This window comes from Cupriavidus sp. GW821-FHT07C08, from assembly GCF_059419025.1.
In genome coordinates, this window is record NZ_JBWKQZ010000009.1 from 207290 (window position 1) to 224202 (window position 16913).

Consider the following 16913-nt stretch of genomic DNA (forward strand, 5'->3'; position numbering starts at 1 on the left):
CTTAGGCCAGCTCGGGCGGCGTTGGAACACTGATCCGATAGAACCTGGCCGCATTACCAGCCAGCACGCGCTGCCTGGCCACGGGATCAGGCAGCTCCTCGCACACCATGCCGAGAATCGTGCCGAAGTCCGCGCTCAGGCCCGATACCGGCAGGTTGCTGCCGAACATCGCCCGCTCATCTCCGAAAATCGCCAGCACCTCGCGTACGATGCGGCGGTTGCCCAGCGCATCCCAGCGCCCGCCGGCCAGCCCGAACTCCGACAGCTTGACCGACACATTGGCGCGGGCAGCCAGCGCCTCCATGCCCGCGCGCCAGCAGGCCAGGCCCTCTTCCGAGCGATCTAGCGGCAGGCCCGCGTGATTGAGCGCGATGGGCACGCCGGGCAAGGCGGCCGCTACCTGGGCCGCCTCGCGCAAGTGCCAGAACGGTACCCGCAGGTCCCACGACAGGCCGTGGCGCTCCAGCCGCGCCAGGTCATCCAGCCAGTCCTGGTCCTGCATCGACCCGGGGCGCCCGGCCACCGACTCGCCCGGCGCCGCCGCGGTCAGCGGTTTGCATCGAATCCCCCTGACCCGCGCGAAACCAGCCTGGCGCGCCAGCAGTTCGGCGCACCCGGGAGTCCCGAACGGCGCGTAGGCCACCACCGCCGCAGCCATGCCGGGGCGCCAGTCCTGGCGGTGCAGCCACGCAGTCTCGTCGACGGCTTCGCTGCGCTCGCGTTCGGCCTCTACGTGTACGGTAGCCAGTACGGTGACGGCGCCGGTGTCATGCGCATACTGCGCCTCCAGGTAATCGCGGCGCAGGCTCTCGTAGTCGCCGAGAAAGAAAGTCTGCGGCCGGTATTCGTCCTGCAGCCAGGGATAGCGACCGCGCCCGAGTTGCCACAGGTGGTGGTGGGCGTCGACGATGGCCAGGCCCGGGGGCAGCGCGCCGTTTGCTTCCCGGTTCATCGGCACCGCCTCGGCAGCGTGGCGGCCAGGGCGCCGGCCAGCACCAGCGCCGCGACCAGCAGGTAGACACCGGCGCCCGCGCCGACGCGCTCGATCAGCACGCCCGCCGCATAGGGACCGCAGAATCCGCCCAGGTTGCCGAGCGCATTGATCACGCCGCGCGCCACACCGGCGTGCTCGGCGGCCAGCAGCCGCGGCGGCAGGGTCCAGAACACCCCCGCGGCGGACTGCAGGAAGAAGCCGCTGCCAACCAGCAGGCCATAGGACACCCAGGTATTGTCGTGCCACCAGACCGAGCCGGCCAGGCAAGCGGCGAAACCCAGCAGCGGCCAGACCACGAAGGCCTTGCGCCGGCCGGTGCGGTCAGAGAGCGAAGACATCGCGAGGACGCCGGCCATGGTACCCAGGTAGGGCAGCACGGCCAGCATGCCGACCTGCCCCATGCCACCCCCGGTCAGGCCCTTCAGGATGGTGGGCAGCCACAGCGTGTAGCCGTAGATCCCCATCTGGTAGAGAAAATTGACGGCGATCAGGCGCCAGATCACGTCCTGCGACAGGATGTGCGCCAACACCGCCCGCGTGCCGCCCGCGCCCTGCCCCACGTCCGCACCAGCGGCGGCGGCTTGCTGTTCTTCCTCGCGCAGGCGGGCCAGCAGATAAGCCTTCTCTTCGGCGGAAATCCAGCGCGCCTGCTCCGGCCGGTCACAGGCCAGCTTCCACCACACGCCGAGGCAGGCCAGCGAAATCAGGCCCTCCACGATAAACAGCCAGCGCCAGTCGAGCGCGGCGATCACCAGCCCCGACAGCGGCGCGGTGATGATGCCGGCGATCGGCACGAACAGGATCACCAGCGCGTTGGCGCGTCCGCGCTCGTGGTCGGGAAACCAGTTGCCGACCATGGTCAGCACCACCGGCAGCATACCGCCCTCGGCCACCCCCAGCGCAAAGCGCAGGATCAGCAGTTCGGTCTCGTTGCGCACCAGGCCGGTCAGCACGGAAATGACGGCCCAGGCCAGCATCGACCAGGCGATGAAATTGCGCCCGCTGCCGCGCACGGCCAGCTTGCCGCCGGGAATCTGCAGGAACAGGTAGCCGACAAAGAAAATGCCGCCGGCCAGGCCGGCCATGCTGGCACCGATACCGAGCGCGTCGCCCATCCCGCCCGGCATCGCGAAGGCGATATTGACGCGATCCATGTACGAGACGATGCAGACCATCAGGATCGGCGGGATGATGCGCCACCAGCGCTGGGCGGGGATACCGGGCGCACCGGTGAGAGGTGTCGCGTCGATGGCGACGGACGTGCCGGCGCCGGCTTGGTCCAAGCCTTTCATATTCTGTCTCCGTACTTTTTTCTGGGTATCAGCCGCCGGCATCTGCGCTGCCTTCGCGGCCTTGTCGGTTGAAACGCCCGCTAGCTATCGCGGCGGCAAAGCGAGGATGGCAAGGCCGTCCGGTTCCTTGCCGGTAGTAAAGGCATGGCGCAAGGTCAGGCCAGGCAGGTCAAGCTGGCCGACGGTGTGGTCGTTGAGCGCGACATAGGCGCGGCTCGGGTCAGCCGGATGGAAGGCGAGCGCGATCGGCTTGGCCCCGGTATCGACCCGGCCGGTTTCGGCGAGCGTGTCGGGGTCGAAAATGCGGATGCTGCGCTCGCCGTAGTTGAGCACGAACAGGCGGTTGTCCGGCGACCAGTAGATGCGAGTGGGGTCCTCGCCCGTCGGCACGGTGCGCACCACTTCCATCGTGCGCGCGTCCAGCCGGGTGAGAGTGTGGTCGTCGCGGCTGGCAACGTAGAGCGCCGCTTCGTCGCGGCTCAGGCAGCAGCCCTCCGGGCGCCTGCCGGCGTTGGCCGCGCGCGGTGCGCGGGTGGCATCGTAGGGGTGCACGAGTGTCACGGTATGCGACAGCAGGTTGGTCACGTAGGCACGCTCGCCATCGGCCGACAACACAAACAGATGGCTCTTGACCCCGCCCGCGGGCACCGCACGGTCCGGCACCGGGCGCTCTAGTGGCGCCTCGAACACGAGCAGCATATTGTCGCGCTCGCTCAGCGCATAGACGCGCCCTTGCCGGTCGATCTGCAGGCCATGGATGCGGTGATAGGGCGAGCAATCGAGCTGCGCCCTGACAGCGCCGCTCACCAGGTCGACCGCGATCACCGCGGCGCCGCCGTCGCCGGCATGTGCAAAAGTCTGCACACCATAGTGGCCGACGTAGCCGCACAGGCGTTCGCGGTCCACCACGAATTCATGGGGATAATCCGGCAACTGCACGCTGAAGCGGCGCTCACCGCCTGCCAGTTCGTAAGCGCTGAAGCTATGGCCGAATTTCTCCACCAGTACGGCCGTCCATCGGTTGTCCATTCTGTCTCCTTGTGATTCGCACGCCTGTCGGGTCCAGGCTTTTCGTAAGGGGGCACAGGTAGTGCCACGGACAGAAGTTTGGCGCGGCCAACGATAACTATCTATTGAATATTAGGCATCGAGCTATCTCCGCTGGTTATCGCTAAGCGACCGGAGCAGCCGCCACCATCGCCAGGCTGCCCGGCGCCGTGTCGTCATGCGCGGATGGTATGCTTGGTGCTTTCAACTCACACGCAAAGGGCGCGTACCCTGATGGAAATTGCCATACTACTGGCGCTGATTCTGCTTAACGGCCTGTTCGCGATGTCCGAGATCGCGCTGGTCACGGCCCGCAAGGCACGTCTGCAGCGCCAGATCGAGAACGGTGACCGCGGCGCGATTGCCGCGGTCCAGCTGGGCGAGGACCCCACGCGCTTCCTGTCAACGGTGCAGATCGGCATCACGTCGATCGGTGTGCTCAATGGCGTGGTCGGCGAATCCACGCTGGCGCAGCCGCTGGGCCTCTGGCTGCAAGGCTTCGGCTTGTCGTCGAACACCTCCGGCTATGTGGCGACCGCCATCGTGGTGGCCGGCCTGACCTACTTTTCCATCGTGCTGGGCGAACTGGTGCCCAAGCGCCTGGGCCAGATGGCCCCGGAAGCGATCGCGCGGCTGGTGGCGCGCCCGATCGGCTGGCTGGCCGTGGCCTCCACCCCGTTCGTCAAGCTGCTGTCCAGCTCCACGCGGCTGGTGCTGCGGATGCTGGGCACCAAGGTCGATCGCGGCCCGGGCGTGACCGAGGAAGAAATCCACGCACTGCTGGTCGAGGGCTCCGAGGCCGGCGTGATCGAGCAGCACGAGCACACCATGGTGCGCAACGTGTTCCGGCTGGACGACCGCCAGTTGGCATCGCTGATGGTGCCGCGCGGCGATGTCGTGTACCTGGACGTGGAAGAGACGCTGGATGAAAACCTGCACCGCATCGAAGAATCCGACCACTCGCGCTTTCCGGTCGTACGCGGCGGCATGCACGACATCATCGGCGTGGTCAGCGCGCGCCAGTTGCTGGCGCGCCGGCTGCGCGGCGAGGAAGCCGACCTGAAGGCCGCGGCGCAGCCGGCGGTGTTCGTGCCCGAGAGCGTGACCGGCATGGAGCTGCTGGAGAATTTCCGCGGCTCCGGCGGCCAGATGGCCTTTGTCATCGACGAATACGGCGAAGTGCTGGGCCTGGTCACGCTGCAGGACCTGATCGAGGCCATCACCGGCGAATTCAAGGCCGACGCCGCCGGCGAGGAATGGGCGGTGCAGCGCGACGACGGCTCGTGGCTGCTCGACGGCCTGATCCCGATCCCGGAACTGAAGGACCGCATCGGCCTGCGCCAGGTGCCGGAGGAAGAAAAAGAGCGCTACCACACCCTGTCCGGCATGCTGCTCCTGCTGCTGGGCCGCCTGCCGCAGATCGCCGACAGCGTGCAATGGGGCGACTGGCGCTTCGAGATCGTCGACATGGACGGCAAACGCATCGACAAGGTGCTGGCCGCGCGCCTGCCCCCGCAGGAAGGGCCTGAGGAAGAGACCACCGGCTGATCAGGCCAGCCAATCCGCCGCTGCCGGATTCCGGCGGTGGCGTCAATCCTGGATCACGGCCAATTCCGGCCATATTGATCCACATCAAGTTGCAGGTTGCGACCAAGTCACCTTGGCGCAATATGCAATGTTCCGCCCCTCCCCCTTCGCTTATGATCGGCCTGTGCGGCCCGCATGCGGCCGTGGCAGGCATGGATCACCAAGGCCTGACGACAAGCGCGGCGACCGCTCCATCGGCCAGCCGAACGACCAAATCTGATACCGGGGAGACGCGGGCATCGCACGGCCATCAACAGGCTGCCCGCAAGACCATCCATGCATCCTGATGCCGATGACATCGCCACGGGCGCGCCTGGCGCGATGCAGCCGTCCGCCCTGGTGTCCGCGCTTGCGGCACGCCGCTCCGGCACCGGGCAGCCAGCGACGATCCTTTCTATCCGCCTGGACCGCTTTGCCAGCGCCTGCGAATCCCTGGGGCCACGGCGCGCGGCCAGGCTGCAGGCCATCGTGCAGGCACGCATCGCCTGCCTGCTGCCGCCTGGCGCCATCATGCACTGGATGGCGCCGGCAGACCTGGTGGTCATTACCACGCTGCCGGACGGCGTGCCCGACCCCGGCCCGGTGGCCAGCCGGCTGGCCGACGACCTGTCCCGGCCGTTCGCTCTGGAGGGCTTCGAGCTGTTCATTTCGTGCAGCATTGGCGTGGCCACCGACCATCCGGATATCCCGGCGGAACGCAGCCTGCAGCAGGCCCTGGATGCCATGCTGCGGGTCGATCGACGGGGAGGCGACGGCCTGGCGCGCGCCGACAAGCCCGCCGCGCCACCGACCGCGCCCCTGCTGGCCGCCCTGCCCGACGCACTGGAGCGCGGCGAACTGAGCCTGCAACTGCAGCCGCGCGCCGATTTCGCCAGCGCCGTGGTCAGCGGCTATACCGTGCGGCTGCGCTGGCATCATCCGGCGCTCGGGCGGGTGGCGCCGCAGGATTTCCTGCCGGCGGTGGAGTCGCTGGGGCTGGTCGGCCGGATTGGCAACTGGCTGCTGGAGAGCGTGCTGCCGCTGGTACGCGCGGCCGAAAACGTGGCCCCGCTGCAATTCACCCTGTTGGCCTCCAGCGCGCAGCTGCACCGCCCGCAGATGGTGGAGGCACTGGCGCAGGCCATCGACGCAGGCGGCATCGCACCAGACCGGCTGTGCATCGAAGTGTCCGCCAGCGCCGTGCCGGCCGACGCCGACATCATTGCCCGCTTTGCCGCCCTGCGCCGGCGCGGGCTGCAACTGACGCTGGGCGATTTCGACGACAGCCCGGGCTGCCGCCAGTTGCTGGCGGCGCTGCACCCGGACCGCGTCACGCTGGACGCGCGCCGGCTGGGCCATGCACCCCGGCCCGGTGATTCCGCCAACCGTGCCGACAGCCTGCGCGCCGCCTGCCGGCTGGCCCGGGGCGCCGGCGTGTCGGTCTGTGCCAAGGGGATCGAGACGCGCCAGCAGCTTGAGGCGGTGCGTGCCTGGGGCTGCCACAGCGTGCAGGGCTACCTGCTGGCGCAGCCATTCCCGGCTACCTGGCTGCTCCAGACCCATGCGGCAATCCAGCAGCGCGCCCGGGAACTGCTGGCGCCCCACGCCTGAGAAGCGGCTGGCGTTGCACCCGTTGCACGATTTACAAATTGGCACATACCAGATGTCAAACCCGCTCACAGCAGCGGTAAAATCGGCGCAAATCCCTCAATCCCTGAATCTCTCGATTCTTGAATTCCTCAAAAGGAGCCCGGCGTGAAGAAAGGTTGGATCTGGTGCGTTTTGTTTGCCACCCTGTTGGCTGGATGCAACACGATGGCGGGGCTCGGCCAGGACATTCAGCGCGGTGGCCAGAAGCTCGAAAGCTCGGCGGACCGTCACAAGTAAGCCGCCAGCCCCCCAAGTCTGATGCGGCCCGGACCGCGTCGATATGAAAACGGCACGCCGCATGGCGTGCCGTTTCCTTTTGCGCGCCGGTGCTCAGCCCTTGTTGCGCAGTGCCCTGGCCTGCTCGGCCAGCGTGCGGATGCGGCCCCAGTCGCCGCTGGCGACGGCGTCCTTGGGCACCACCCATGAACCGCCCACGCACACCACGTTGGGCAGCGCCAGGTAGGTCGGCGCCAGCGCGGCGTCGATGCCGCCGGTCGGGCAGAAGCGCAGCTGCGGCAGCGGCCCGCCCAGCGACTTCAGCATCGGCACGCCGCCCGCGGCCTGCGCCGGGAAGAACTTGAGGAAGGTGAAGCCGGCTTCCAGCGCCGCCATCGCCTCACTGGCCGTGGCCACGCCCGGCAGCAGCGAGATGCCCGCGCCCTGCGCGCCCTTGGCCAGCGCCGGGGTCAGGCCGGGCGAGACGGCAAACTGCGCGCCCGCATCGCGCACGGCGTGCAGTTGCTCGATGTTCAGCACCGTGCCGGCACCGACGCAGGCCTGTGGCAAGGCTGCCGCCACCGCCCTGATCGCTTCCAGCGCCACCGGCGTACGCAGCGTGATCTCAAGCAGCGGCAAGCCGCCGGTGACCAGTGCCTCGCTGACGTGCAGGGCCTCGTCGACCGAGTGGAATTCAAGCACCGGGATCACCGGCACATCGGCAAGGCGTTGAAGCAGCGGGGAAGTCTGGTTTTGCATGGCTGTCTCGGAATAGGAAGTGCAGAAGCAGGGTTTCAGGGAAGCAGGAGTTCAGGCCAACCGGGTCACGCGATCACCGACACCGACTGCGCCAGCCGGCCCAGCACGGTCTGGGCGTCGGGGATCGGCGCCACCGCTCCATAGCCAGTGGTCGACAGCGCTGCGGCCACGTTGGCATAGCGCGCCGCCTCGAACGGATCGGCACCCGCGGCCAGGCGCGCGACAAAGCTGCCGCCGAAGCAGTCGCCGGCGCCGGTGGCATCGATCGGCTTGACCGGATAAGGCGGCACCAGCGCGCGCGACTCGGGCGTGGCCACATAGGAGCCCTCTTCGCCCAGCTTCAGCGCGACCAGGCCGATGCCGCAGCCCAGCAGGTAGTCGACGATGGCGTCGCGGTCGTCCAGCCCGGTCAGCACGGTGATGTCATCCCAGCTGGGCAGGCACACGTCGGTCAGCATGAGGGCCTCGCGCATGATGCCGCGCGCGCGTGCCAGCGACCAAAGCCGCAAGCGCAGGTTGGTGTCCAGCGTGACCTTGGTGCCGGCCTTGCGCGCATGCTCCATCGCGTCCAGCCCGGCATCGCAGGCGCTGGTGCTGATGGCCAGGCTGATGCCCGACAGGTGCAGGTAGCGCGCCGCCGCGATCGCGCCCAGCGGCAGATGCTCGTGCTGGTAGCGGCTGGCGGCAGAGCCTTCGCGCAGGTAGTCGAAGCGGTGGCCGTGGTTGTCGTGCGAGACAAAGTAGACCCCAGTAGGCGCGCTCGGGTCGATGCGCACGTGGCGGGTATCGACCCGCTCCTGCGTCCACAGCGCACGCAGGCGCTCGCCGAAGGTGTCGGCGCCGACCGCGCAGATATAGCCGGTGCTGGCGCCCTGGCGCGCAGCCGCAATGCAGAAGTTGGAAGTGTCGCCGCCAAAGCCTTGCAGGTAGCGCGACGGATCGTCGGGCTGCTGGTTGAACTCCACCAGCGGTTCGCCGTAGGCCAGGATGTCGATGCTCATGGGGCTGCCTGCCTCAGAAGAAGGTTTGCACGATGTCGATCACGCGCATGTCGCGGTCCAGCACCGGGATATGGCGCCACTTGTCGAAAGTCAGGCACGGGTGCGAGATATCGAAGGCGATCATGTCGCCAACCTGCACGTCGTCGCCCGGCTTGACCTGCAGGTAGGCGTGCTGGTCCATCATGCCGGTGACTTCCCAGTGCGCGGGCACGTCCACCGGCGCCTCGGTGCCGGGCCGGTACAGGCGCGCCGGGATCGGCATGCCGGCGTCGAAGGCCGCATCGCGCTTGCCCATGCCGATGATGACGCGGTCCGGCTCAGGGATCGACTGCACATAGGCCCACAGCTGCAGCGCCGGCAGCAGGCCCTCGCGCATCTTCTGCGCGACCGGGTTGCTGGCCAGGATGCGCTGCTGCGCGGCGCGGTAGATGCCCACGTCATGCGTCAGGTAGCAGCCCGGGCGCAGCACGATGTCGATCGGCGCGCCGATCTCGGTGCGCGCGAATTCCTCGGCCACCACGTCGTACCAGGCCGAGCCCGCGCCCGACATCACCACCGGGCTGCGGCCGAAGCGGCCTTCCCGTGCCAGCTGCCGCGTCACCGCCACGGTGCGCTGCAGGAACTTGCGGATATCGGCTTCTTCCTTGAGCACGCCTTCATAGATCTCGACGCCGGCCAGCGACAGCGCCTGCGGCCAGCGCGCCAGCGCGTCCAGCACGGCCTGCTGCTGCGCGTCGTCGCGCACGCCGGTGCGCCCGCCTTCCACGCCCAGCTCCAGCAGCACCTGCAGCTTCTGCCCGCGCTCCTGGAAGAACTTGCCGAGCTGGTCGACCAGCGCGGCCGAGTCCACCAGCGCGAAGAATTCGAAATCCGGATCGCGCAGCAGGTCAGCGATGATTTCCATATTGCGCCGGCCCACCAGCTGGTTGGCCATCAGCACGCGCTTGACGCCATGCGCATGCGCGGCCGCGGTCTGGTGCGCGGTGGCCAGCGTGATGCCCCACGCGCCGGCGCCGAGCTGGCGCGCAAACAGCTTGGGCGCCATGGTGGTCTTGCCGTGCGGCGCAAGCTGCACGCCGTATTCGTTCATGAAGCGGCGCATCCATTCCAGGTTGTGCGCAAGCCGGTCTTCATAGAGCACCGCGGCCGGCAGGCTCAACTCTTCCTGCAACAGGTTCCAGCCGGTCTGGCCGGCTGCATCCGGGGCGATCGGGGCTTCCATCCGGCCCAGCGCCTTGTTGAGCGGATCGATCACGCCGGCCTGATACTTTATTTCACGCATGCTTGTCATCATCCTGAAAAAATCTGATTGACGTAATGATAGCCCTGAAAATAAGATATTTCATCCTTGTTATAAAGTAACACGCAGATGCCCGGAAGGGCTAGCCGGGACAACGCGACTGGCACCCGCCAGGTGCGCCAATCACAGTTATAGCCCCTGCCCGCGGGCACTGCAGCTTCCGTCACATTTCGATCCGACCCGTCTTCCGACCAGACCAGCCGCCCATGACCGCGCCCTTCGACATCCTGACCCGCATCGCCGAGCGCGGCCCCGCGCTGCGCCTGGCCGAGCAGAAGGTGGCGCAGGTGGTGCTGGAAGACCTGGCCGGCGCGGCCGCCGCCAGCATCAATGAGCTGGCGCGCAAGGCCGGCGTCAGCGAGGCCAGCGTGACGCGCTTTGCCAAGGCCATCGGCTGCCGCGACGTGCGCGACCTGAAGCTGCGCCTGGCCCAGGCCACCGCGGTAGGCGCGCGCTTCCTGCAGCCCGGCAGCGTTCCCGCCGGTGAAGCCGCCCCGGCCACGCTGGCCGACAGCATCCACGCCGACATCCTCACCGCGCTGGAAGTCAACCGCGGCATGATGGATGCGCAGCGCATCGAGCAGGCCGCGCGCCTGTTGCTTGGTGCACGCATGGTCTACGCTTTTGGCATGGGCGGCGGCTCGTCGTTCATGGCCGACGAGGCGCGCCATCGCCTGGCGCGCCTGGGCCAGCCGGTGGCGAGCTACCAAGACGCCCTGCTGCAGAAGATGGTGGCGGCCACGCTGGGCCGCGACGACGTGGTGCTGGCCTTCTCGGCCAGCGGCCGCGTGCCGGAGATGCTGGCCAGCTGCGATATCGCGCGCGAGTACGGTGCCCGCCTGGTGGCCGTGACCGCGCTGGGCTCGCCGCTGGCCGCGCGCGCCGACGTGCTGCTGCCGGTGCGCACGCTGGAGACGGATTTCATTTTCAAGCCGTCGGCATCGCGCTACGCCATGCTGATGGTGCTGGACGTGCTGGCCACGCAATGCGCGCTGTTGCAGCCGGACCAGAGCAAGGAGCGCCTGCGCCGGCTCAAGTACGTGCTGGACAGCCACCGCGGCGAAAGCGGCCCCGCCCGGGGCCCTGACAGCCGCCAGCCGCTGGGAGACTGACCATGCCACACCTGTTCGATACCCTGATCCGCTGCGTCACCCTGATCGACGGCTCCGGCGCCGCCGCGCGCCTGGCCGACGTGGCCCTGCGCGACGGCCGCATCGCCCGCATCGATGAAGCCGGCGCGATCGATCCAGACGCCGCCTCGCATGTTGTCGAAGGCGACGGCCTGGTCCTTGCACCGGGCTTTATCGACGTGCATACGCACGACGATACCAACGTGGTGCGCCAGCCCGAGATGACGCCCAAGCTGTCGCAGGGCGTGACCACGGTGGTGGTCGGCAACTGCGGCATCAGCGCCGCGCCGGTGACGCTGGCGGGCGAGCCGCCCGACCCGATGAACCTGCTCGGCCATGCCGACGCTTTCCGCTACCCGGATTTCAAGTCCTACGTCGATGCGGTGGAAGCCGCGCAGCCCGCGGTCAACGTTGCCGCGCTGGTCGGCCATACCGCGCTGCGCAGCAACCATATGGACCGCTTTGACCGCGCCGCCACACCGGAAGAAATCGCAGCGATGCGCGCGCAGCTGGAAGAAGCGCTGCAGCACGGCGCGCTGGGCCTGTCCACGGGTCTGGCCTACGCCAACGCCTTCAGCGCACCGACCGATGAGGTGCTGGCGCTGGCCGAACCGCTGGCCAAGGCCGGCGCGCTCTACGCCACCCACCTGCGCAGCGAGTTTGCCGAGATCCTCGACGCCATGGACGAGGCCTTCCGCATCGGCCGCCATGCGCGCGTGCCGGTGGTGATCTCGCACCTGAAATGCGCGGGCGTGGCCAACTGGGGCCGCAGCACCGAGGTGCTGGACGCGCTCGACGGCGCGCAGCGCTGGCAGCCGGTGGGCTGCGACTGCTACCCCTACACCGCCAGTTCCTCCACGCTGGACCTGAAGCAGGTTACCAGCGATTTCGACATCATGGTGACCTGGTCCGAAGGCGCGCCCGAGATGAGCGGCCGCCTGCTGGCCGATATCGCCGGCGAATGGCAGGTCGACCTGCACGAAGCCGCGCGCCGGCTGATGCCCGCGGGCGCGGTCTACCACTGCATGGAAGACGCCGACGTCGACCGCATCCTGAGCCATCCGGCCACGGTGGTCGGCTCGGACGGGCTGCCCAACGACCCGCTGCCGCACCCACGCCTGTGGGGCGCCTTCCCGCGCGTGCTGGGCCACTACGCCCGCGACCGCGAACTGTTCCCGCTGACGGTGGCCGTCAACAAGATGACCGGCATGTCCGCCGAGCGCTTCGGGCTGCAGGAGCGCGGCTTCGTGCGTGAAGGCTACTGGGCCGACCTGGTCCTGTTCGACGCCACCACCATCCGCGATGCGGCCAGCTTTACCGATCCCATGCAACCGGCCGAGGGCATTGCCGCGGTCTGGGTCAACGGCGAGCTGTCATGGCAGCAGCGCCAGACCACCGGCGTGCGCGCCGGCCGGTTCCTGCCGCGAGGCTCGCGGCCTGAGTTCGGCGCCGCCTGACCGGCGCGCCGCCCTCCTTCCTTCCCATATCCACCCCATCCCAGGAGTACCCATGGACATCAAACGATTCGGCGTCGAAGGCGGCACCGGTACCGGCAGCCAGCACATGCCCTTTGCCCGCGCGGTCGCGGCCGACGGCTGGCTCTACGTCTCCGGCCAGGTGCCGATGGTCAACGGCGAGGTCATCGACGGCGGCATCGTGCCCCAGACCCACCAGGCCATCAAGAACGTGCTGGCCATTCTGGCCGAAGCCGGCTACGGCCCCGAGCACGTCGTGCGCTGCGGCGTCTGGCTGGACGATACGCGCGACTTCGCCTCGTTCAACAAGATCTTCAAGGAATACTTCGGCGCCAACCCGCCCGCGCGTGCCTGCGTGCAGTCAAGCATGGTGGTGGACTGCAAGGTCGAAGTGGACTGCATCGCCTACAAGAAGCCGGCGGCCTGAGCCTGCTGCCTGCGGATTGCCTGCTCCCCTCTCCCAACCGCGGGAGAGGGGAAGAACTGAAAACTAATCTATGCCGCCACAAGCGGCCTTTTTTTCACGCAAGGAGACAATATGGGTGCCGTCACCGGAACCACGCTCTTGGTGTATGCGCTGATCGCAGTGATCGCACTGGTGGTGCTGATCGCGCGCTTCAAGCTCAACCCCTTCATTACCCTGGTGGTCGTTTCGGTGCTGCTCGGCTTTGCCGTGGGCATGCCGATGGGCGACATCGTCAAGTCCTTTGAAGCCGGTGTCGGCGGCACGCTGGGCCATATCGCGCTGGTGGTCGGTCTTGGCACCATGCTCGGCAAGATGATGGCCGAATCCGGCGGCGCCGAGCGCATCGCGAACACACTGATCGATTTCTTCGGCGCGAAGAACGTGCACTGGGCAATGGCCACCATCGCCTTTATCGTCGGCCTGCCGGTGTTCTTTGAAGTGGGCTTCGTGCTGCTGGTGCCGATCGCCTTCAACGTGGCCAAGCGCACCGGCACGTCGATGGTGCTGGTCGGCATCCCGATGGTGGCCGGCCTGTCCGTGGTGCACGGCCTGATCCCGCCGCACCCGGCCGCGCTGCTGGCGGTGACCGCCTATGGCGCCGACATCGGCAAGACCATCATGTACGCGCTGATCGTGGGCATTCCCACGGCCGCCCTCGCCGGCCCGCTGTTCGCCAAGCTGATGGACCGCTACGTCAAGCTGCCCGAGATCAACCCGCTGGCGGAGCAGTTCACCGAAGAGGATGAGCGCGTCAAGGCATCGCATGAGTTGCCGGGCTTCGGCATCACCGTGTTCACCATCCTGCTGCCCGTGATCCTGATGCTGATCGGCAGCTGGGCAGACCTCATCGCCACGCCCAAGACCTTTGCCAACGACTTCCTGAAGCTGATCGGCAACTCGGTGATGGCGCTGCTGATCGCCGCGCTGGTGAGCTTCTACACCTTCGGCAAGGCGCGCGGCTTCAACCGCGAGACCATCCTCAAGTTCACCAACGAGTGCGTGGCGCCCACGGCCATCATCACGCTGGTGGTCGGCGCCGGCGGCGGCTTTGGCCGCATCCTGCGCGACTCGGGCATCTCCAACGCCATCGTCGACGTCGCCACCGGCGCCAACGTGTCGGTGCTGGTGCTGGGCTGGCTGGTGGCGGTGATGATCCGCATCGCCACGGGCTCGGCCACGGTGGCCATGACCACCGCCGCGGGCATCGTCGCGCCGATCGCCGCCAGCGTGCCGGGCACCCGCCCGGAGCTGCTGGTGCTGACCACCGGCGCCGGTTCGCTGATCCTGTCGCACGTGAACGACGGCGGCTTCTGGCTGGTCAAGGAGTACTTCAACATGACCGTGACCCAGACCTTCCAGACTTGGTCGGTGTGCGAGACCATCATCTCCGTGGTGGCGCTGCTGCTGACGCTGGGCCTGGCCACGGTGATCTGACGCCTGCGTCGTCCCCGCGGCAGCGGGGACGACGTCAAACGGAGCGTGGCGAAAACAGCACTGAAGTGGCGGTTTACAAGGTATCGGCCAGCGCCTAAGGTCAACCAGTGAGTGACTCTCGCCGGGAACCGTCCGATGTCGATCGACCGCCGCTCCTTCCTTGGGCTGGCCGCTGGGCTTGCCGCCACCGCCGGGCTGGGCACCATGCCGGCTAACGCCGCCACCGTGGCCAGGCCCCTGCGCCGCAACATCCCGGGCACCACCGAGGCACTGCCCGTGGTGGGCATGGGCACCGCGGACACCTTCAATGTCAGCACCGAAGCCGCCGAGCGCAAACCGCTGGGCGAGGTCCTGGCACTACTGCTCCAGACCGGGGGCTCGGTCATCGATACCGCGCCCAGCTACGGCTCCGCGGAGGCCGTGACCGGCGACCTGCTGCGGGCGGCCAATGCCCGCGACCGGGTGTTCCTGGCAACGAAGATCTCGGCCAAGGCCGGCGCCCCGGCGCAGTCGCAATTTGCGCACTCGCTGGCCGACCTGCACGCGGACAAGATCGACCTGCTGCAGGTGCACAACCTGATCGACTGGCAGGCCAACCTGCGCTGGCTGCGCGAACTGAAGGAACAGGGCCGCATCCGCTACCTGGGCATCACCCACTATCGTGACGACGCCCACGAGGCCCTGGAGAAGATCGTGCGCAGCGAGCGCGTCGATTTCGTGCAGGTCAATTACTCGGTGGCCGAGCGCAATGCCGAACGCGTGTTGCTGCCCCTGTGCGAGCAACGCGGCGTGGCGGTGCTGGTCAACCGCCCGTTCCAGGACGGGCGCCTGTTCCGCGTAGTCAAGGATCGCCCGCTGCCGCAGTGGGCCGGCGACATCGACTGCGGGTCATGGGGCCAGCTCTTCCTCAAGTTCATCGTCAGCCATCCCGCCGTGACCGCCGCGATCCCGGCCACCTCCAAGCCGCGCAATATGGCCGACAACCTCGGCGCCGCGCTCGGCCGTATGCCTGATCCGGGCCAGCGCGAGCGCATCGCCGCGCTGATGGCCTGAGGCGCAGGCCGTTGTGGACGCGCACGACACCGCCGACACAGCCGACACAGGCGGCCTCGCGCGGCTGCGGCGCGGCTTCGGCATCCGCCCCGGCGAATCCGGTGCAGTGGTGGCCGGCTTTCTGTTCTTCTTTTACCTGTTTGCCAGCTACTTCATGCTGCGCCCGGTGCGCGAGACCATGGGCATCGCCGGCGGCGTGAAGAACCTGCAGTGGCTGTTCACGGCCACCTTCGTCGTCATGCTGGCGGCCATCCCGTTGTACGGCGCGGTCTGCGCCTGGCTGCCGCGGCGGCGCTTCGTGGCTTGGGTATATGCCTTCTTCATCGCCAACCTGCTTGGCTTCGCCTTTGCCACCCGGGTGCTGCCTGACGATATCTGGCTCGCGCGCGTGTTCTACGTGTGGCTGTCAGTATTCAACCTGTTCGTGGTCTCGGTGGCCTGGAGCCTGATGGCCGACGTGTTCCGGCCCGAGCAGGCGCGCCGCCTGTTCGCGCTGCTTGCCGCGGGCGCCAGTGCAGGCGGGCTGGCCGGCCCGGTACTGGGCGGCTGGCTGGTCCCGCGCATCGGCCTGACGGGCCTGATGCTGCTGTCCGCCGCGCTTCTGGCCGCCACGCTGCCTGGCGTGGGCTGGCTGTTCGGCTGGCGCCGCCGTGCCGGCGCGGGACAGGCGCTGCCCGGCGCGCCGGCCGATGCGCGCGCGACAGAGGATCCGGCCAACCCGGTCGGCGGCGGGCTGTGGGCCGGGTTGTCGCTGCTGCTGCGCTCGCGCTACCTGCTCGGCATTGCGCTCTTCGTGATCCTGCTGGCCACGGCCAGCACCTTCCTGTACTTCGAGCAGGCGCGGCTGGTGGCGGAGGCCTTCCCCGAGCGCACCCGCCAGACCCAGGTCTTCAGCGCGCTGGATGCCACCGTGCAGGCGCTGACCATTCTGGTCCAGCTGTTCTTCACCGGCCGTATGGCGCGCCGCTACGGCGTGACGCTGCTGCTGACAGCCGTGCCGCTGGCGGTCATGGGCGGCTTCCTGCTGCTGGCGCTGCTGCCGACTTTCGGGGTGCTGGCCGGCGTGATGATCCTGCGGCGCGTCGGCGAATATGCGCTGCTGCGTCCCGGGCGCGAGATGCTGTTCACCGTGGTCGATCCGGAAACCAAGTACAAGGCCAAGAACGTGATCGACACCGCTGTGTACCGGGCGGGCGATGCCGTCAGTGCGTGGGTCAAGACCGCGATCGATGCAATCTCTGGCCATCCGGCCACGGTGGCGCTGGCGGGTGCGGTGCTGGCGCTGGCGTGGGCCGGGCTGGGGTGGTGGCTGGGGCGGCGGCATGAAACGCAACTGGTCCCCGCGGAGGCCGGAGGAGCCAATCATGCGCAGAGCGCGGCGGCCGCGCCGTCCTCATCGCCATCGCACTGACTGCCCCCGTCGCAGCATCGTTTCGATCACATACAAGCTGGCCTCAGCCCCCTGATGGCCTTATAGTCTTGCCCTCGGGCTCGTGCCGCAGCCAAGCACCACCCGCGGCCGCGCCCATC

15 protein-coding genes are annotated in these 16913 nt (G+C 68.2%); 9 read left to right on the plus strand and 6 right to left on the minus strand.

From position 1 onward, the window contains the following. Window position 1 precedes the first annotated feature (1 nt). The 3 genes from AC07UK_RS14600 to AC07UK_RS14610 form a co-directional block, all read right to left on the minus strand. The gene (locus tag AC07UK_RS14600) at window positions 2-952 is read right to left on the minus strand and encodes an amidohydrolase family protein (protein WP_494685709.1); all 951 of its coding nucleotides are present in this window, start codon (window positions 950-952) and stop codon (window positions 2-4) included. Beyond that, the gene (locus AC07UK_RS14605) at window positions 949-2286 is read right to left on the minus strand and encodes an MFS transporter (RefSeq protein ID WP_479942532.1); all 1338 of its coding nucleotides are present in this window, start codon (window positions 2284-2286) and stop codon (window positions 949-951) included. The genes AC07UK_RS14600 and AC07UK_RS14605 overlap by 4 nt, the downstream gene beginning before the upstream one ends. Window positions 2287-2370: 84 nt before the next feature. Further along, window positions 2371-3315: a YncE family protein gene (locus AC07UK_RS14610; RefSeq protein ID WP_494685708.1), complete on the minus strand. Its 945-nt coding sequence runs from the start codon at window positions 3313-3315 to the stop codon at window positions 2371-2373. A gap of 252 nt (window positions 3316-3567) precedes the next feature. On the opposite strand from AC07UK_RS14610, the gene AC07UK_RS14615 reads away from it, so the two are divergent. The 3 genes from AC07UK_RS14615 to AC07UK_RS14625 all read left to right on the plus strand — a co-directional run bounded on the left by AC07UK_RS14615 (window position 3568) and on the right by AC07UK_RS14625 (window position 6786). Further along, window positions 3568-4881, plus strand: a complete 1314-nt coding sequence (locus AC07UK_RS14615; protein WP_436223499.1) for a hemolysin family protein — start codon at window positions 3568-3570, stop codon at window positions 4879-4881. Window positions 4882-5196: 315 nt separating this feature from the next. Then, complete coding sequence (locus AC07UK_RS14620) at window positions 5197-6510, plus strand: GGDEF domain-containing protein (protein ID WP_494685707.1); 1314 nt, start codon at window positions 5197-5199, stop codon at window positions 6508-6510. Window positions 6511-6654: 144 nt separating this feature from the next. Beyond that, window positions 6655-6786, plus strand: a complete 132-nt coding sequence (locus tag AC07UK_RS14625) for an entericidin A/B family lipoprotein (protein ID WP_010814145.1) — start codon at window positions 6655-6657, stop codon at window positions 6784-6786. 93 nt (window positions 6787-6879) lie between these two features. On the opposite strand, the gene AC07UK_RS14630 is transcribed toward AC07UK_RS14625, so the two are convergent. The 3 genes from AC07UK_RS14630 to AC07UK_RS14640 all read right to left on the minus strand — a co-directional run bounded on the left by AC07UK_RS14630 (window position 6880) and on the right by AC07UK_RS14640 (window position 9807). Beyond that, window positions 6880-7524, minus strand: a complete 645-nt coding sequence (locus tag AC07UK_RS14630; protein WP_494685706.1) for a bifunctional 4-hydroxy-2-oxoglutarate aldolase/2-dehydro-3-deoxy-phosphogluconate aldolase — start codon at window positions 7522-7524, stop codon at window positions 6880-6882. A gap of 65 nt (window positions 7525-7589) precedes the next feature. Continuing rightward, on the minus strand, window positions 7590-8525 hold the full coding sequence (locus tag AC07UK_RS14635) for a sugar kinase (protein ID WP_316153868.1): 936 nt from the start codon (window positions 8523-8525) through the stop codon (window positions 7590-7592). A 13-nt stretch (window positions 8526-8538) separates the two neighbouring features. Continuing rightward, on the minus strand, window positions 8539-9807 hold the full coding sequence (locus AC07UK_RS14640; RefSeq protein WP_211981281.1) for an amino acid deaminase: 1269 nt from the start codon (window positions 9805-9807) through the stop codon (window positions 8539-8541). Between the two features lie 224 nt (window positions 9808-10031). On the opposite strand from AC07UK_RS14640, the gene AC07UK_RS14645 reads away from it, so the two are divergent. The 6 genes from AC07UK_RS14645 (at window position 10032) to AC07UK_RS14670 (ending at window position 16794) form a co-directional block, all read left to right on the plus strand. After that, window positions 10032-10937, plus strand: coding sequence for a MurR/RpiR family transcriptional regulator (locus tag AC07UK_RS14645; protein ID WP_436223502.1), 906 nt, complete (start codon window positions 10032-10034; stop codon window positions 10935-10937). A gap of 2 nt (window positions 10938-10939) precedes the next feature. Continuing rightward, window positions 10940-12412: an N-acyl-D-amino-acid deacylase family protein gene (locus tag AC07UK_RS14650; RefSeq protein ID WP_436223503.1), complete on the plus strand. Its 1473-nt coding sequence runs from the start codon at window positions 10940-10942 to the stop codon at window positions 12410-12412. Between the two features lie 52 nt (window positions 12413-12464). Continuing rightward, window positions 12465-12857, plus strand: a complete 393-nt coding sequence (locus AC07UK_RS14655; protein ID WP_436223504.1) for a RidA family protein — start codon at window positions 12465-12467, stop codon at window positions 12855-12857. Between the two features lie 111 nt (window positions 12858-12968). Further along, entirely contained in the window at window positions 12969-14330 is a 1362-nt protein-coding gene (locus AC07UK_RS14660) for a GntP family permease (RefSeq protein ID WP_013952844.1), read from the plus strand. Between the two features lie 135 nt (window positions 14331-14465). Beyond that, window positions 14466-15383, plus strand: a complete 918-nt coding sequence (locus AC07UK_RS14665; RefSeq protein ID WP_494685705.1) for an aldo/keto reductase — start codon at window positions 14466-14468, stop codon at window positions 15381-15383. Between the two features lie 64 nt (window positions 15384-15447). Continuing rightward, window positions 15448-16794: an NTP/NDP exchange transporter gene (locus AC07UK_RS14670; protein ID WP_436225307.1), complete on the plus strand. Its 1347-nt coding sequence runs from the start codon at window positions 15448-15450 to the stop codon at window positions 16792-16794. The last annotated feature ends 119 nt before the right edge of the window (window positions 16795-16913 follow it).

Coding starts and splice junctions, on each gene's coding strand:
- AC07UK_RS14600 (WP_494685709.1), bottom strand. CDS start 952: ATGAACCGGGAAGCAAACGGCGCGCTGCCCCCGGGCCTGGCCATCGTC.
- AC07UK_RS14605 (WP_479942532.1), bottom strand. CDS start 2,286: ATGAAAGGCTTGGACCAAGCCGGCGCCGGCACGTCCGTCGCCATCGAC.
- AC07UK_RS14610 (WP_494685708.1), bottom strand. CDS start 3,315: ATGGACAACCGATGGACGGCCGTACTGGTGGAGAAATTCGGCCATAGC.
- AC07UK_RS14615 (WP_436223499.1), top strand. CDS start 3,568: ATGGAAATTGCCATACTACTGGCGCTGATTCTGCTTAACGGCCTGTTC.
- AC07UK_RS14620 (WP_494685707.1), top strand. CDS start 5,197: ATGCATCCTGATGCCGATGACATCGCCACGGGCGCGCCTGGCGCGATG.
- AC07UK_RS14630 (WP_494685706.1), bottom strand. CDS start 7,524: ATGCAAAACCAGACTTCCCCGCTGCTTCAACGCCTTGCCGATGTGCCG.
- AC07UK_RS14635 (WP_316153868.1), bottom strand. CDS start 8,525: ATGAGCATCGACATCCTGGCCTACGGCGAACCGCTGGTGGAGTTCAAC.
- AC07UK_RS14640 (WP_211981281.1), bottom strand. CDS start 9,807: ATGCGTGAAATAAAGTATCAGGCCGGCGTGATCGATCCGCTCAACAAG.
- AC07UK_RS14645 (WP_436223502.1), top strand. CDS start 10,032: ATGACCGCGCCCTTCGACATCCTGACCCGCATCGCCGAGCGCGGCCCC.
- AC07UK_RS14650 (WP_436223503.1), top strand. CDS start 10,940: ATGCCACACCTGTTCGATACCCTGATCCGCTGCGTCACCCTGATCGAC.
- AC07UK_RS14655 (WP_436223504.1), top strand. CDS start 12,465: ATGGACATCAAACGATTCGGCGTCGAAGGCGGCACCGGTACCGGCAGC.
- AC07UK_RS14660 (WP_013952844.1), top strand. CDS start 12,969: ATGGGTGCCGTCACCGGAACCACGCTCTTGGTGTATGCGCTGATCGCA.
- AC07UK_RS14665 (WP_494685705.1), top strand. CDS start 14,466: ATGTCGATCGACCGCCGCTCCTTCCTTGGGCTGGCCGCTGGGCTTGCC.